General features: G+C 35.6%; 16 protein-coding genes and 1 riboswitch. Of the genes, 8 read left to right on the top strand and 8 right to left on the bottom strand.

Translation table 11 applies throughout. The annotated features are described in order from the left end of the window. Nucleotides 1-137: 137 nt before the first annotated feature. Both aroD and J3U57_RS09760 read right to left on the bottom strand, forming a co-directional pair. Nucleotides 138-902 carry a type I 3-dehydroquinate dehydratase gene (gene aroD / locus J3U57_RS09765; RefSeq protein ID WP_267334115.1) on the bottom strand — a complete coding sequence of 255 codons (765 nt, stop codon included), beginning with the start codon at nucleotides 900-902 and terminating at the stop codon, nucleotides 138-140. A gap of 174 nt (nucleotides 903-1,076) precedes the next feature. After that, nucleotides 1,077-1,949, bottom strand: a complete 873-nt coding sequence (locus tag J3U57_RS09760) for a shikimate dehydrogenase (RefSeq protein ID WP_267334116.1) — start codon at nucleotides 1,947-1,949, stop codon at nucleotides 1,077-1,079. A 607-nt stretch (nucleotides 1,950-2,556) separates the two neighbouring features. Here J3U57_RS09760 and J3U57_RS09755 point away from each other — a divergent pair. Beyond that, nucleotides 2,557-3,900 (top strand): Na+/H+ antiporter family protein, encoded by a 1,344-nt coding sequence (locus J3U57_RS09755; protein WP_267344521.1) that lies wholly within the window; start codon nucleotides 2,557-2,559, stop codon nucleotides 3,898-3,900. Nucleotides 3,901-3,937: 37 nt separating this feature from the next. Then, on the top strand, nucleotides 3,938-5,227 hold the full coding sequence (gene rsmB / locus J3U57_RS09750) for a 16S rRNA (cytosine(967)-C(5))-methyltransferase RsmB (RefSeq protein WP_267334118.1): 1,290 nt from the start codon (nucleotides 3,938-3,940) through the stop codon (nucleotides 5,225-5,227). Between the two features lie 112 nt (nucleotides 5,228-5,339). Here the strand turns inward: rsmB and J3U57_RS09745 are convergent, their stop codons facing one another. Then, on the bottom strand, nucleotides 5,340-5,549 hold the full coding sequence (locus tag J3U57_RS09745; RefSeq protein WP_267344522.1) for a hypothetical protein: 210 nt from the start codon (nucleotides 5,547-5,549) through the stop codon (nucleotides 5,340-5,342). 483 nt (nucleotides 5,550-6,032) lie between these two features. Beyond that, nucleotides 6,033-6,569, bottom strand: coding sequence for an NAD(P)H-dependent oxidoreductase (locus tag J3U57_RS09740; RefSeq protein ID WP_267334120.1), 537 nt, complete (start codon nucleotides 6,567-6,569; stop codon nucleotides 6,033-6,035). A 123-nt stretch (nucleotides 6,570-6,692) separates the two neighbouring features. Between J3U57_RS09740 and J3U57_RS09735 the strand changes: the two genes are divergently transcribed. The 3 genes from J3U57_RS09735 to radA all read left to right on the top strand — a co-directional run bounded on the left by J3U57_RS09735 (nucleotide 6,693) and on the right by radA (nucleotide 9,603). Next, nucleotides 6,693-7,034, top strand: a complete 342-nt coding sequence (locus J3U57_RS09735) for a winged helix-turn-helix transcriptional regulator (RefSeq protein ID WP_065799233.1) — start codon at nucleotides 6,693-6,695, stop codon at nucleotides 7,032-7,034. Between the two features lie 208 nt (nucleotides 7,035-7,242). Further along, entirely contained in the window at nucleotides 7,243-8,217 is a 975-nt protein-coding gene (gene serB, locus J3U57_RS09730) for a phosphoserine phosphatase (RefSeq protein ID WP_267334121.1), read from the top strand. Nucleotides 8,218-8,226: 9 nt separating this feature from the next. Next, nucleotides 8,227-9,603: a DNA repair protein RadA gene (gene radA / locus J3U57_RS09725; protein WP_267344523.1), complete on the top strand. Its 1,377-nt coding sequence runs from the start codon at nucleotides 8,227-8,229 to the stop codon at nucleotides 9,601-9,603. A gap of 210 nt (nucleotides 9,604-9,813) precedes the next feature. On the opposite strand, the gene ppnN is transcribed toward radA, so the two are convergent. Then, nucleotides 9,814-11,190, bottom strand: coding sequence for a nucleotide 5'-monophosphate nucleosidase PpnN (ppnN, locus tag J3U57_RS09720; protein ID WP_065634073.1), 1,377 nt, complete (start codon nucleotides 11,188-11,190; stop codon nucleotides 9,814-9,816). 207 nt (nucleotides 11,191-11,397) lie between these two features. On the opposite strand from ppnN, the gene J3U57_RS09715 reads away from it, so the two are divergent. The 3 genes from J3U57_RS09715 (at nucleotide 11,398) to moaA (ending at nucleotide 14,325) form a co-directional block, all read left to right on the top strand. After that, a complete protein-coding gene (locus J3U57_RS09715; protein WP_267344524.1) occupies nucleotides 11,398-12,141 on the top strand; it encodes a hypothetical protein in 744 nt (247 codons plus the stop codon). Between the two features lie 5 nt (nucleotides 12,142-12,146). After that, on the top strand, nucleotides 12,147-13,127 hold the full coding sequence (locus J3U57_RS09710) for a hypothetical protein (protein WP_267344526.1): 981 nt from the start codon (nucleotides 12,147-12,149) through the stop codon (nucleotides 13,125-13,127). 103 nt (nucleotides 13,128-13,230) lie between these two features. Continuing rightward, nucleotides 13,231-13,355: riboswitch (molybdenum cofactor riboswitch) on the top strand. Beyond that, the gene (gene moaA / locus J3U57_RS09705) at nucleotides 13,351-14,325 is read left to right on the top strand and encodes a GTP 3',8-cyclase MoaA (protein ID WP_267344528.1); all 975 of its coding nucleotides are present in this window, start codon (nucleotides 13,351-13,353) and stop codon (nucleotides 14,323-14,325) included. Its footprint overlaps the riboswitch before it by 5 nt. On the opposite strand, the gene gluQRS is transcribed toward moaA, so the two are convergent. The 3 genes from gluQRS to folK all read right to left on the bottom strand — a co-directional run bounded on the left by gluQRS (nucleotide 14,305) and on the right by folK (nucleotide 16,310). Next, entirely contained in the window at nucleotides 14,305-15,201 is an 897-nt protein-coding gene (gene gluQRS, locus J3U57_RS09700) for a tRNA glutamyl-Q(34) synthetase GluQRS (RefSeq protein ID WP_267334125.1), read from the bottom strand. The two genes, moaA and gluQRS, sit on opposite strands and share 21 nt — an antisense overlap. 32 nt (nucleotides 15,202-15,233) lie before the next feature. Continuing rightward, nucleotides 15,234-15,689, bottom strand: a complete 456-nt coding sequence (gene dksA / locus J3U57_RS09695; RefSeq protein WP_065634076.1) for an RNA polymerase-binding protein DksA — start codon at nucleotides 15,687-15,689, stop codon at nucleotides 15,234-15,236. Between the two features lie 135 nt (nucleotides 15,690-15,824). After that, nucleotides 15,825-16,310, bottom strand: a complete 486-nt coding sequence (gene folK / locus J3U57_RS09690) for a 2-amino-4-hydroxy-6-hydroxymethyldihydropteridine diphosphokinase (protein ID WP_267344530.1) — start codon at nucleotides 16,308-16,310, stop codon at nucleotides 15,825-15,827. Between the last annotated feature and the right edge of the window lie 122 nt (nucleotides 16,311-16,432).

Raw genomic sequence — 16,432 nt, 5'->3', positions numbered from 1 at the left:
TGACACTACGAATAAATTGATTTTTTGTTATTACTTATTAAAAACAATGTAAAATTTGCCCCTATCTTTATGAAGCTAGGTAGTCTAAGTGTCTGCTATTCATAGGAATGAATCTTACATTTTATTGCATAATGGAGCTATTGTTTACAGCGATATAACACATCTAAGATATAACGCAATTGTTTAACATCAAGCTGTCCGGGGGCTGATGCATTTTTAGCCGCACCAAATGTCATTGCTGAACCAAATATTGTGCCAGCTATTCGACTAATTGCGCCAAGACCAGCCATTGACATAGTGATAATTGGTTTAGTAGCATACATTTCATTCATTTCGGTGGTGGCGGCAAGAAGTGTTAATACATCTTCAGTCTTTTTGGGCATAACCGCAATTTTAGGGATATCTGCACCTAAATCTTGCATTTTACGTAATCGATAAATAATACCGCTTTTAGTTGGTGTTTTTTCAAAATCGTGATTTGAAGCCACAACAAAGACATTATTTTTATGGGCAACATCGATAATTTCTTTAACATAGCTATCACCAATAAACACCTCAACGTCAATTAAATCAACTAAACCGCTTGATGCCATCGTTTTATTTAACTCAACATAAGCGCTTAACGGCCAAGGTTTTACCCCCCCTTCATTTGCAGTTCGAAAGGTAAATAAAATCGGTTTATTTGGTAATAAATCAGCCATTTTTTTTGCCATGGCCTTTACCGAGTCGAGATTATCAACGTGACAATAATGATCGGCACGCCATTCTAAAACATCAAAATCGATATCTTGTAGATAGGTAATTTCTTCAAGCAGTTCTTCTTCAGTTTTACCAACTAGTGGCACAATGATTTTAGGGGCACCTTTACCTATCTCTATATTTTTTATAGTAATTGTTTTCATGTCATATCCTATTAGCAATAAATTTTTATTAATAGAAAGTAATAATGTATCGCTTTTCTTTGATATTAAGTCAGATAGCAATTTGAAGCTCAATAAATTGATACTATCTTTTTTTAGTCATTTAAATCGTTATAATTAGCTAGTAATTCAATCCAAAAAAAATCTTGCTATCTATTAATCATTAAATCCCATTTTCTCTTTTACATACTCAATGGGGGCATCCTCACCCGTCCAAATTTTTATTTGAGCAGCACCCTGCCATAACATCATGCCAATACCATTTAAGGTTTTACAACCTTGTTTTTCAGCAATTTCTAATAATTTGGTTTTGCGAGGGCTATAAATACAATCAGTGACGACAAGCTCAGGCCTTAGTAGAGTAGGGTCGGTTATTAAACTCTGTCCTTCTAGTGGTTTCATGCCAACCCCAGTCGCATTACATAGTACGGCACTATCAGCTATTGCTTTACGTAATTGCGTTTCATTGGCAAGATCAAAAACCTGAACTTTACACTTGGTGTTTTCATTCAATTTTTTAGCAACAGTTTCAATTTTAGCATAGCAATCATCTTTTTGATTGAAGATAGCAATCTCATTTACTCCGTCGAGCGCTGCTTGAACCACAATTGCTGTTGCTGCACCACCTGCTCCAAGTATTGTCATTTTTTTGCCAATAACATCAACCCCAGCTTCTTTGAGCATGCGCATATAACCAATACCATCTGTGTTATAACCGGTCAATACACCATTATCATTAGAAATAGTATTACAAGCGCCACTCATTTCAACAGCAGGAGTCAACTTATCCAAATAGTTACAAACCAATTGTTTATTTGGCATAGATACAGCGCTACCACGTAATCCTAGTGCACGAAGCCCTTTTATAGCATCGGCTAGCTTTTCTTGATCGACTTCAAAAGCTAAATAGACATAAGGAATATCCAATTTAGAATAAATGGTATTTTGCATTTGAGGGGATAAGCTGTGACGAATAGGATATGCCATTAAACCAATCAGTAAAAAATGACCGTCTATATTACTTCTCATTAGCAACACTCCATAACAAACTTTTGTAGATCGCAGAACTTAATTTTTAAATAGAGTAAGTAATCAATTCTATTACCTAGGTTTTTATCTTGTACAATTAAAACTGCATTGAACACCATTATAACTGGATTGAGTGACAATGATAAGAAAGTTATTCTATAACACATTGAATAATCGGTATCTTATTGTGCGCTAATAACCAATTTAATGTGTTGTACTTTATATTGAAAAGTTAATTTATATAAATGATAAATTTTATGAAATTATTGCGCTGAGCTTATACCGATTATTTTATCGCTTAGCCATTATTGTCGAATCTCAACAATCATTTATAGTCGATTCTGTAACGTGTCGAATGTTATCAATAATTGTATAAGTTTGATAACTGATGCTTAAAATCAAAGAGTTAAATTAACCAAATTGAAAAAAATCGTTGATTAATTAAGCTAGTCTTTTTAAGTTAAGCCTATCATAAATCGTTAAAACTAAGCGCAAATCTACATTGCTACTGTTAAATCTGCTAATTAGTGAGTGTACACTATCAATTGCACTTTCAGTATCGATCACCTAAAATGCTAAGCTTTCCTGATTAACCGAAAATCTTTTTATGAATATAGTGCTTGATTTGTTTTCGTCCATAAATGCAGTTGTTGTCGCGGTAGTTTGCATGTTAATTTTATCGCTCTGCCGTGTTCATGTCGTAATTAGTTTAATTATTGGGGCATTTATAGGTGGGCTATTTAGTCATTTATCATTAAAAGAAACCATTGATGCCTTTAATACCGGTATTAGTAATGGTGCTAATATTGCCCTATCTTATGCCATGCTTGGTGCCTTTGCGGTTGCAATATCAAAATCAGGCTTACCAGAGTTATTGGCCGATAAAGCTATTGAGCAGCTGACATCAAGCAGTGCGAAAACCCGAATTAAATGGTTATTAATCATTATTATTGCATTAGTAAGTATTTCCTCACAAAATGTTATTCCTATTCATATTGCCTTTATACCACTTTTAATTCCACCACTTTTATATGTTATGTCACGTTTGCAATTAGATAGACGAATGATTGCTTGTATTATGACATTTGGTCTTATCACACCTTATATGTTTTTACCCGTAGGTTTTGGCAACATCTTTTTAAATCAGATTTTATTAAAAAATATTATCTCATCAGGTATGGATGTGAGCCATGTCAACGTCATGCATGCTATGGCAATACCTGCTCTAGGTATGTTTATCGGTTTATTATGGGCGATTTTTGTCAGTTACCGAAAACCTCGTGAATATAAAATTATTCGCCAAAAGACCAATTTATCCGCGTTAAATAATCTGAATAAGCGTTCACTTTTTGTTTCACTTTTAGCAATAGTGCTATCGTTTAGTATCCAACTTTATACTGGCTCAATGATTCTAGGCGCCTTAATTGGTTTTATTTGTTTTATTGTATCAGGCACAATTAAATGGGGCGAAGCCGACGGTGTTTTTACTGATGGTATAAAAATGATGGCAATGATTGGTTTTGTGATGATTTCTGCACAAGGTTTTGCCGAAGTTTTAAAACAAACTCACGAAATTGAGCCTTTAGTTATTAATAGTGCAGCTTTATTTGCTGGCAACAAAGTGATAGCCTCATTTATGATGATGTTAGTCGGATTAGTGATTACATTAGGTATAGGTTCTTCATTCTCAACCGTGCCAATTATTGCTGCTATCTATGTACCACTTTGTGTTCAACTTGGTTTTTCACCGATTGCAACAGTCTGTTTAATTGGTGCATCAGGCGCTATTGGCGATGCTGGTTCTCCTCCATCTGATACTATCTTAGCAACCTCAGCTGGGCTTAATAGTGACGGGCAGCACGACCATATTCGTGATAGTGTTATTCCAACTTTCACCCATTTTAATATCCCCTTATTTATTGCGGGTTGGGTGGGTTCATTAATTTTATAATAAGTCGCTCTCTAATTGAGCAAGGTTATTCTCTTGTATGAATAAAAAATTATACCCTAACATTCGTGCAGTTTGTGCACAGGTCATTTTCAATGTATTGGAAGGTGGGCAATCACTCAATACAGCGTTAACTGCTGAACATGATAAAATAGCTGATAAAGATCGTAGTTTAGTTCAAGAGATTTGTTTTGGGGTAATGCGAGTATTACCGGAGCTTAATTTTTATATTCATCATCTCATGGCTAAAGTCATGACTGGCAAAAATAGCGTTTTGCATTATCTATTATTCGTCGGGATTTACCAGATTCTTTATACCCGTATTCCTGAACATGCCGCAGTTGGTGAAACGGTCAATGCGGTTAATGTTTTAAAAAAATCGTCACTAAAGGGTTTGATTAATGGTGTATTACGTGAATTTTTACGCCAACAAGCCTCGTTACAACAAACTTTTAGTCAAAGCAGCAAAGAGCAAACAAGCCGAACATTACACCCAAGTTGGTTAGTTAATCGCCTTAAGCAAGCTTATCCTGATAAATGGCAAGCAATTATTGCTGCTAATAATCAAAAACCACCTATGTGGTTGCGTGTTAATCAAAATCACTATTGTGTAGCTGATTACCAGCAACGATTAGCTGACATAAACATTGAATCACAAGTTTATCCATCAATGCCAAGTGCATTACAGATAATTACACCGGTTAACGTGAACAAATTACCTTCTTTTGAAGACGGTGCGGTAACGGTACAGGATTTATCTGCCCAATATGCCGCTTACTTATTGGCACCTCAAAATGGTGAACAGATATTAGATATGTGCGCAGCACCAGGCGGTAAAACTACGCATATTTTAGAAATAGCGCCACAAGCCCACCTATTGGCTGTTGATGTTGATGCTAATCGAGCAAAACGTATTGAACAAAATTTGCAACGTTTAAAACAGCACGCCGAAGTCAAAGTAGGTGATGGTTTAACCCCTGAAAAATGGTGTAAAGGACGAATTTTTGATCGCATTTTGCTTGATGCACCTTGTTCGGCAACAGGGGTGATTCGGCGACATCCTGATATCAAGTGGTTACGTCGTGATAGCGATATTGCTCAATTAGTTGCGTTACAGTACGCTATTTTAACTCAAATTTGGCCCTATTTGAAAATAGGGGGAACCTTAGTCTATGCTACTTGTTCAATCTTACCAGATGAAAACAGTGCACAGATCACGCGTTTTCTTAATGAATATCGTGATGCCCAATTACAAGGTGAAATTAAACAACTACTACCAAGTGAGCATGGCGGTGACGGCTTCTTCTACGCGGTATTGCAGAAAATTTAACGCTTAAAGGTGAGCGCTGTTTTTTGCTCATAGATAGGGTCTTTAGAGTTTATGATAAGAAATAAAGCTTTTTATGACTTATTATGCTCAACTGAGCATAGTGATTTATTTCCTATTTTATTGACGAGAAAGGCTTTATCTTATTGGTTAATTTTTTGAGAAGATAAAAAATTACAATCGCACACAAAAATGGCACACCCAAAATTACCCACAACCCAGCGGGATCAAATTCACCGTCAGCTAAAGCAATACCCGTATAATTAAGAAAATCATCAATCACGTAAGCAAGCTTTTCGAGCAAACGAAATATTGGTTTTGACAAAAAAACCACTGCTTGACAGATAAGATAGATCACTATGAATACGAGAATCGAAGGTAAGCGTTTTCTAGGTTGGTTTGATGTTATCATATTGATATTATTCGTATGTAAATTTTGCATCATTTAAAACAATTAAACTCAACTCACCATTTAATAATAACGACGAGATCAAAGTGTTAATTGTACTAAACGTTAATTTTAACAGATGTTAACCGTTTAGCAAGGTGATGGTAGATGATTGTTTTTTCTATTTTTAAAAAGGATTTTTTACTTATAGATATAGCAAATTGTGATCGTTATTTCTATTGGGATTTTTTTAGTAAAAATACCTGAGTAAAAGAATTTTGAGCTAAATAACAAGGCAAGGTTAAACTATTTTTATTAATCAAACTGGGATTGATAGTTTTTGTAGTATTAATTAAATCAAACAGATTAACGCATCACATAGGATGATATATATTATTAATACATATCATCCTTTACCGATTAGCTGTATTTTTTTATTCTTTGAGCTAACTGTTTTGAATGTTCTAAGGCATTTGCTTTTATTTCACTTTCACCTTTCATAATTGGAGAAACACCATAGAGTAATGCCGGTGGAAGATATTCCATTTGTGTGTAGCGTGCTGAAACCTTAACCGATTCAAGTAAATTTTTGATTAAATCGGCGCTATATTCTTGAAAATTTTGCTCAGCTTGCCCAATTGTTAAACTTGGTAATAACTTTTTACCTTTTAATTTATCGCCTTGCGAGCCATAAGCAAATTGGTAGGTTAATACCTGATCAAACCATATTTTAAGTATTGCTGGCATGTTAAACCAATACATAGGGTATTGTAAAACGATAAGATCATGCCTCAGTAAAGCGGCTTGTTCCTCTTGTACATTGATTTTGTAATCTGGATAAAGTTGGTGAATATTACGAATTTCTAAATCCGTAATCTGTTTTTGCAATGATTCTATAATGGTTTTGTTTGCAATAGATTGTTCAATATTGGGATGACCTAAAATAATTAATGCCATGATGATTCCTTTTGGATTTATACTATAAAAATATGAGTGACTATTATTAGTTTATGCCTTAATAGGTTTATGGCAATATCTATCAAATTAGATAGTTATAAACTTAAAGCGTTAGGTAGTTAAATGGAATTAGACAAGCAAAGCACTGTAAAAACTTATAACAATAAAACGTATTATTGCCCTATCAGTTTAGCGATGGATTTAGTTGGTGGAAAATGGAAAGGGGTGATACTTCATTATTTACTTTCTGGCGAAAAACGCTTTAGTGAATTAAAAACCATCATCCCAGAAATTACCGATATGACATTAAGTCTTCAACTTAAAAAGCTTGAAGAGGATGGCTTAATTACGCGCACTGTTTTTGGGGATAAACCGCCATTAAAAGTGTTATATAGATTGACCCCACAGGGTGAACGGATACGTCCTGCATTAGAACAACTTTGCTTGTGGGCATTAACGCTATGACATCCTATAATGATATGGGTAAGTATTAAAATGGTTTTGATAAATTGAAATTTAACCAAATACAATTATCAAACTTAAAAAGGTAAAGACACTTTGACGAATTCAATTTATGTTTAGATACTGAATATAAAACACCTTACCCATTTGGACAATCTTTTTTAGATATGATAAATTCTGGCTTCGTTTCACGTTATAAAGATTTTCTGATATGGCTTACACACTTACCTACAATGATTTACCTGAAAATATTCAATCTTGGCAAGGTTTACCGCTATCTTTGAATGGATGCGAAGTGGTACCCCTTGACTATAATGCGGGTAAAACAGGTTGGATTATTTATGGCAAAAAATTAAATAAAACTGTTTTATCAAAATTCCAAAACCAACTTGCTATGCCCATGGTAATTGTGTCATCGTGGAAAATTAAAACATATCAGATCGTTAGAATTGCGGGAGTTATGCCTAAAAAGGCTAAATCCATTTCATTGGCTTTAAATATTGATGTTGCGCCCATTGATAATTTGCCATCATTACATTCACCGGGACTACTTGTTATGGATATGGATTCGACCGCAATTGGTATTGAATGCATTGATGAGCTGGCTAAATTACAGGGGGTTGGTGAACAAGTGGCTGCTGTGACGGAACAAGCCATGCGTGGCGAACTTGACTTTGCTACAAGTTTACGTAAAAGAGTGGCAACACTTAAAGGTGCCCAGCAAACTATTTTGCAACAGGTGAAAGACACGTTACCTCTTACGCCAGGCTTATCTTATTTAGTGAGAGAATTACATAAAAAAAATTGGCATGTTGCAATCGCTTCAGGCGGCTTTACCTATTTTGCTGATCATCTAAAACAAAAGTTAAAGTTAGTTGATGCTTATGCCAATGAGTTAGAAATTAAAAACGGTAAATTAACGGGTAAGGTTATCGGGCCGATTGTTGATGCAAAATACAAAGCCAGAACCTTACAGCATTTAGCGACATCACTAGATATTCCAATAGAGCAAACTGTTGCTATCGGTGATGGTGCTAATGATCTAATGATGCTTCGTATAGCGGGTCTTGGTGTAGCTTATCATGGTAAACCCAAAGTGGTGGAAAAAGCACGGATTAGCATTAATTATGCGGATTTAACCGGATTGTGGTGTATTTTATCAACCAGTTTATTAAGTGAAGGTTAGGAGAAGAGTTTGGCAAAAACAGTAAAGCGTGCTTATGTCTGTAATGATTGTGGTGCTGACTATCCTCGTTGGCAAGGTCAATGTAGCGCTTGTCATGCATGGAATACTATTACGGAAGTTAGATTAGCCAGCACTTCATCACGTAATGATCGATTATCCGGTTATGCCGGTGGTGCAGGACAAACTAAAATCCAAAAATTATCTGAAATTAGTTTGGAAGCTTTACCAAGATTTTCAACTGGATTTTCTGAATTTGACCGCGTACTTGGTGGTGGGGTTGTCCCTGGCAGTGCTATTTTAATTGGTGGTAATCCCGGAGCAGGCAAAAGCACGTTATTACTGCAAACCATGAGCAAACTGTCTACGCTAATGAACACGCTGTATGTAACTGGTGAAGAATCATTGCAACAAGTTGCTATGCGTGCACATCGATTAGGATTACCCACCGATAACATCAATATGCTGTCTGAAACCAGCATTGAACAAATTTGTTTACTGGCAGAACAGTCACAACCTAAATTAATGGTTATTGACTCTATTCAAGTTATGCATCTTGCTGATATTCAATCTTCACCCGGTAGCGTCGCCCAAGTGCGCGAAACCGCTGCTTATTTGACTCGTTTTGCCAAAACTAAAGGTATTGCCATTATTATGGTTGGTCATGTGACTAAAGATGGATCACTAGCTGGACCAAAAGTGCTTGAACACTGTATCGACTGCTCAGTTTTATTAGATGGTGATGCCGATTCTCGCTTTAGAACACTACGTAGTCATAAAAATCGTTTTGGTGCGGTCAACGAGTTAGGTGTATTTGCCATGACAGAACAGGGTCTGAAAGAGGTGAGTAACCCATCAGCAATCTTTTTAAGTCGCGGTGATGAAATGTTACCCGGTAGCTCTGTTATGGTGCTATGGGAAGGAACAAGACCTTTATTGGTTGAAATTCAAGCCCTTGTTGATCACTCAATGTATGGTAATCCAAGACGAGTTACTGTAGGGCTAGAGCAAAACCGATTAGCACTATTACTTGCTGTTTTACATCGTCATGGTGGGTTACAAATGGCTGATCAGGATATTTTTGTTAACGTTGTTGGCGGGGTAAAAGTCACCGAAACTAGCGCCGATTTAGCATTAATTGCTGCATTGGTATCGAGTTTTCGTAATCGCCCATTACCACAAGATGTGGTGATTTTTGGCGAGATTGGCTTAGGCGGCGAAATACGCCCAGTACCGAGTGGACAAGAACGAATTGCTGAAGCTGCAAAACATGGTTTTAAAAAAGCGATTGTACCTTTTGCCAATATGCCTAAAAAGAAGCCTGAAAATATGCAAGTTTTTGGCGTCAAAAAAGTCTCAGAAGCGTTAGATATTTTAAATGATTTTTGACCTTTTGGATAATTAAAATAACGGTCTACCGACATCTTAATTAGATAAAAATCCAAAGTTGTTGGTAGATTTGTTGATTACAAATAAAGTCATTATTGAACTAATTTATCAGTCACTTTAACACTAACAACTAATCCCTAGATGTGATGATTACTCTTTTTAAATGTTAAAGTGACCTACAAATTATGTTTTTTTATTTTATTGGCTCAGTTAATAACAGATTTCGTAACAAGGTTTATAAGCAGTACCACCAGGTAACTTCATGCGGTCTTGTTTAACAAAACTACGCAGTAAATTATCAAGTTGTGTCATGATCTCTTTATCGCCTTGCAATTTATAGGGACCATGCTCGGCAATCTGTTTCATACCAAACTCTTTTACATTACCTGCAACAATACCAGAAAACGCTCGGCGCAAATCAGCAGCTAATAATTCAACTGGCTGATCTTTATGTAAATTGAGCGAAGCCATGTTTTCGTGTATTGGCTCAAATGGGTGTTGTAGCGATTCATCTATTTTTAATAGCCAGTTAAAGCCGTAAGCATCGCCAGTAGCTAAACGCGAAGCTTTCACTTGTTTTACCCCTTCTTTCATTATACGAGCAACTTGTTCTGGCGAATCAATGACAATTTGATAAAGTTTAGTTGCTTCATCACCTAAGGTATTGCGAATAAAACTATCAATCGCAGCAAAGTAGTCTTCGCACTCTTTGGGACCGGTTAAAATAAGAGGGAGTGCTTGATGTTTATTTTCTGGATTGAGCATAATACCTAAAATATAAAGCAATTCTTCAGCGGTGCCAGGCCCACCTGGAAAAATAATAATACCGTGAGCAATACGTACAAAGGCTTCGAGTCGTTTTTCGATATCCGGCATAATAATGAGTTCGTTAACTAACGCATTTGGTGGTTCTGCCGCGATAATTGATGGTTCGGTTAGACCGATAAAACGGCTGTCTTTATAACGTTGTTGAGCATGGCCAACAGCAGCCCCTTTCATTGGCGCTTCCATAATGCCAGGTCCACAGCCAGTGCAAATATTAAGTTCACGCAAGCCAAGTTGCATTCCTACTTGTCTGGCATAGTAATATTCACTTTCGTTAATTGAATGGCCCCCCCAACAAACAACCAAATTGGGCTCTTCGCCGACATGTAATGCGTTAGCATTACGTAAAATAGAGAAAACCAGATTGGTGATGTAAAATGAGTGATCTCTATCCAATTTAACATTAGACACTAATTGTTTAACGGCACTGATTTGGCTATTTAAAAAGAGAATATCGCGTAGTACAGCAAAAAGATTGGCTTGAATAGAGCGAATCATTCGTTTATCGACAAAAGCACTTTCGGGCGCATCAATCAACTCTAATTTCACCCCGCGTTCTTTACTAATTACATTAATTTCGAACGATTTAAATCTATCTAATAACTCTTTGGTACTATCGGTTTTACTACCCGCATTAAGGGTCGCTAAAGAACAATTTCTAAATAATTGATAAAGCTCACTATTAGCAGATTTTTTTAACATATCAACTTCAGCTTGCGCAAGCAAATCCATTGATCCTAACGGGCTAATATGGGTAATCATTACCACCTCCATTTGACGGTTTTATCGACAAAAAATCATTATATATTCAACCAGAACTTTTAATAAGTAAAGTTAAGAATAATGTAATATTCTAATAAATTGATATATCCTAAAAGGTATAAGTAATATTGATCTAAATTAGATTTTTATAATATGATGATTAAATTATCAATTACATAGATTAAGTCATAAGGAAATGTGACAATTATGAAAAAAGATTTTTGTTTACTTAAAGGCACTGTAAGTAAATTGAGAAAGGGAGAAATTGATGAAAAAGGATTGATACTCGCTTCATCTATATTCGCCTTTTTTTGCTATTTATTTAATTGGCGTCCGTTTTTAAAAGGAAAATACTTTAATTGTTATGTTGGCAGTCATCAAGTTGAAGGGCGACTTAAACAAGTCGGTTTTAATGATGGTGATTATGTTGAAATGCTTGTAAAACCAACGCGGGATGATGATGTTTATGAATGTTATGCAGTTCGAATTCCCGAGCAACATGCGTTAATTTTTCCTAGTTTTATGGAGGAAACTGCATTTGAATGCGTGAAAGTAAACTTTATTTTGTTGACATTTTTTGTTGTTATAATCTGCATTATGGTCTCAATCATCGGCATTTTTTGTGGTGAATCATTAGATTATTATCTTAATGTTTTCAAATTTAGTTTTTATGGTTTGATTATTTCAACAGTTTTCTTTTTTTATGCTGCCGGTGGCGGATACACATTTTTTTGTAATCAGATTTTAACCTGTTTTGGTTATTCTGAGGCTTGGAAGCATAGTGTTAATAAAGAAACAGAACGCTTTAAAAAATTACATCGTGTTGGTGCTTCTGAACTATTTAATGATCCACAAACACCTCAGTTTAAAAAATTACAACAGTTCAAAGGTGGATACAATTACTATTGCACAACACCGATATTACCCAATTGGCTTAAAATTATTGATTAGTAACCATGGATAAATTAGATAAAAAAGGCACTGATATGCAATCGAGTTTAACAACAAATAGTGAATGTTTTCAAATAATCACCGGTCATATAACCAATCTTGAGGTATACGATACAGTAGAGAGTTTTACTCATGCTCGGAAATTAGCTGGTTGTTCTGACCTTAATCTATACATGATTGGACATTTAAGCTTAGTTTTTACGGCAAATAAACGATTAGCTATGTACGCTACAAGAAATGAATTAGATTGCCCGACCTCCGATATTGAACAATATTTTCGTTTTAAATTAGGCGATAATATAATTGAAGGGGTATGTTGTCGAGTAGCTTTTGCTGAAGGTGACTATGTTGAAGTTGTCGTTGATCAAATTGCAGGTGGGACTTATTTTGCCTATGCGCTACGTCGCCCCATTGATCATCTACTATGGTTACATCCTTATGCCACAGAGGGAACAGAAGCGAAACTTAATGAACCTAGCATTCATACACCGCTAATTGTAAAGGTAATTGGACTAATAGCTATTTTAAGCGGCATTTTTGGCGTGATACAAGCCTATTTAAAAAGTTCATGGGTGCCGTTGTTACTCGTTTTTTTTGGTGCAATGTTACTTATTCCTTTAAAAATATTTTATGGCTTAAAAAAGGAAATAAATGCAGGGTCTGCTATAGCAGACAGGATTTTTACCACTTTAGGTTATAACAATCCTAAACAGTTTGATATCGAAAAAGAGCATTATCTTTTCTTTAATAAATTAGAGCAGTTAAGTCAAGATTATTTGGTAGCATATCAAGGTCCTTTAACCGAGGGTGAAGATATTGTGCAAGAATTTATTGATCAATATAAAAATCAACAATCAGCTGACGATACTGAAATTGATAAATTAGTTAAGCACTACCTAAAACTTCATAAAGATGGTATGCGGTGGGTTTATCTTTATCGTCATGCTCCATCTATTCCAAATTACATTACAGTTATCAATACCTAAAATGGCAATGACAAACTTGAATCAATAATTTAAGTACTAAATTGTTATTTATTATGTTGATATTGATTAATTGTTCATAGTCAAAAAATCGAGTCTATGCTAGACTAAAACAAACTCTGAAGCTATTTTACCTAAGTGAATTTTTTGTTTCATATGGTAACTTAGCCGCGGTATAGCGCAGAAATGGCTATGCTTCCCGATTTGGATAAGGTGTTTGTTATATATGCAATTAATGGATAATTATCAGCGTCGATTTCAGTATCTACGCTTGTCGATTACCGAACTGTGTAATTTTCAGTGTCAATACTGTTTACCCAATGGTTATCGCCCGAATAAAGATCATCACTTCTTAACGCTCAATGAGATCGATAATATTGTATCGACCTTTACTGAACTTGGTGTGCATAAAATTCGTTTAACTGGTGGAGAGCCGACCTTACGTCGAGATTTTATCGATATTTTATCAATGATCGCTTCTTATCCTAGTGTTCGCGATGTGGCGGTGACAACTAATGGTTCGCGTTTATTGAAAAATGTGCATCATTGGCATCAAGCTGGACTGAGTTCGATTAATATTAGTATTGATAGTTTTTCACCCCATTTATTTAAATTAATTACAGGTCAAGATAAACTTAAAGAACTATTGCAAGGGGTGGAAAAATCATTAGAAGTAGGTATTAAAAAAGTTAAAATTAATACTGTATTAATGAAAAATATGAATGATAAATTGAGCGATTATTTAGCTTGGATAAAACAGCGTCCGGTAGAGTTACGTTTTATTGAACTTATGGAAACCGGTGAAAGCCAAGACCTTTTTAATCGTTATCATTTAGCGGGTCACTCCATTGAATTACAGCTCATTGAACAAGGTTGGCAGTTACAGCCTAAACAAGCTTTATCTGGTCCAGCTAAAGTTTATTTTCATCCTCAATACTTGGGTAAGATTGGTTTGATTATGCCTTATTCAAAAGATTTTTGTAAAAGTTGTAATCGCTTAAGGGTCTCTTCAATCGGTAAACTGCATTATTGTTTATTTGGTGATGCCGCAGTAGATTTGCGTGATTTGCTCACTAGTTCTGAACAAAAAGCACAATTAAAAGCACGAATTTTAGCCTCACTAATGATAAAACCTGAAAAACATCTATTGCACCAACATAAAGTTGGTATTACGCCGAATTTATCCTACATTGGTGGATAATGGCTTATTTTGTTTCGGTATTAATGCGAGATTCCAATGGCTGATTGCCCAATCAAGTAGCTGTTGCTGAGTTGCATCTTGCCAATCAAGCGGTAAAGGTTGACCTAAAAATTGTAATGCTTGCGCAGTGATTGATTGAGTATTGCTAAGTTCAATGGCTTTAGCGTGATTTTGTTTAGATAATTTATTGCCATTATTATCCAGCACTAAAGGCAGGTGGCAGTAGCTGGGAACGTTAAAACCAAAAAGCTGATAAAGTGATATTTGTTTACCAGTAACGGGCAATAAATCTGCGCCGCGGACAATTTCGGTGATGCCTTGTTGATGGTCATCGAGTACCACTACTAAATTATAAGCAAATAAACCATCTTTGCGATGAATAATAAAATCTTCATTCGCATTTATTGCTGCAATTTTTTGTAAACCTAGAATTTTATCCGTGAACTCAAAAATAGGGTGATTTTGCTTTAAACGTATCGCATATGGTTGATCATCCTTTAGCGTTAAGTGTTGTTGGCGGCAAAAACCATCATAAAATCCGTTAGGCAATAACTGTATTCGTTGTCTTGTGCAATTACAATAGTAGGCTTGTTGGTTTTGTAGTAACTGGTTTAATGCAGCTCGGTAGCGTTCACTGCATGCGGACTGATAAAGGACGTGGTCATCCCAATATAAGTTGAGTGCGTCTAACGTTTTTAATATTAAGGATGATGCACCTTTTACTTCTCTTGGCGGATCGATATCTTCAATTCGAACGAGCCACTTACCATGCTTTGATTTTGCTTGTAAATAGCTACCTAAGGCGGTCACCAACGAACCAAAATGTAAAGGTCCGGATGGTGACGGTGCAAAGCGACCAATATAGCGCTTAGACATAGTTGTTAAATAGTGAGTTTTAACAAATAGGTTTACATACCCATCTGTTTTTCGCGAAGTTCAGCAAGTGTTTTACAATCGATGCATAAATCAGCCGTAGGTCTTGCCTCTAAGCGACGAATGCCAATTTCTACGCCACAAGACTCACAATAACCAAAATCATCGGTTTCGATTTTCTTTAATGTTTTCTCAATTTTCTTGATCAGTTTTCGTTCTCTATCACGAGCACGTAATTCCAGGCTAAATTCTTCTTCTTGAGTTGCTCGGTCAGCTGGATCTGGAAAATTTGCAGCTTCATCTTGCATGTGTGAAACAGTTTTTCCCATTTCACCTTGTAATTGAGCAAGCCACGCTTCTAAGATGAGTTTGAAATGCTTCAATTGCTTAGGATTCATATACTCCTCGTCTTTGGCCTCTTTATAAGGCTCAAGTCCCGCAATTGAAAGCAGGCTTAGAGAAGATGTATTTACTTTTTGTTCCTTTTTCACAGCAATCCCCTTAAGTACAGATTATTTGCAAGCGGTAAACTATAGCAATAAATTAGCCGTTGGCAAATTTTTTTTAATTTTTTTTTGCTTAAATCGAAATAAAATGTGACAACTCTATGTTATTAATCGAAATAATCAATTATCCCACTTTTTTAATCCATTTTCGGGGCATTTCTTGACTAAGTCATACAAGTTATCGTTATCAGGTAAGACTAAGTCTGGAGCGATATCAAATAAGGGATAAAGAACAAATTCTCTTTTTTTCATATGGTAATGTGGAATGGTTAATCGTTCAGTGTTCATGATTAACTCATCATATAACAAAATATCAAGATCTAACGTTCTTGCTCCCCAACGATTTTCTTTGCGAACGCGCCCTTGTGATTGTTCAATCGATTGTAAGTGATCCAACAATTCAATGGGCGATAAGGACGTTGATAGCTTAATTACGGCATTAAGATAATCATTTTGATCCTGAGGACCTAGCGGTTTACTCCGGTAAAAAGGTGAAACATCGACAACATGAGTCTTGGGCAATTGTTTTAAAGCTGTAATAGCCTGTTTTGCTTGCGCAAGGGGATCTTGTAAATTACTTCCTAAGGCAATATAACAAATTGACATAATAAAACTTGCTAGTTTCTGATATGGATAACTCAAAGGTGATTTAGTTTAACATATAAAATTTTACTCAAGAAAGCCTATATCAATGCAACTGTATAATCTAATGATTTTTAGTTATAAAA

The sequence above is a fragment of the Gilliamella sp. B3464 genome (assembly GCF_026536145.1).
Taxonomy (GTDB): domain Bacteria; phylum Pseudomonadota; class Gammaproteobacteria; order Enterobacterales; family Orbaceae; genus Gilliamella.
Note: the sequence above shows the minus strand (reverse complement) of the source record. Positions and strands in the feature narration are given on the sequence as shown.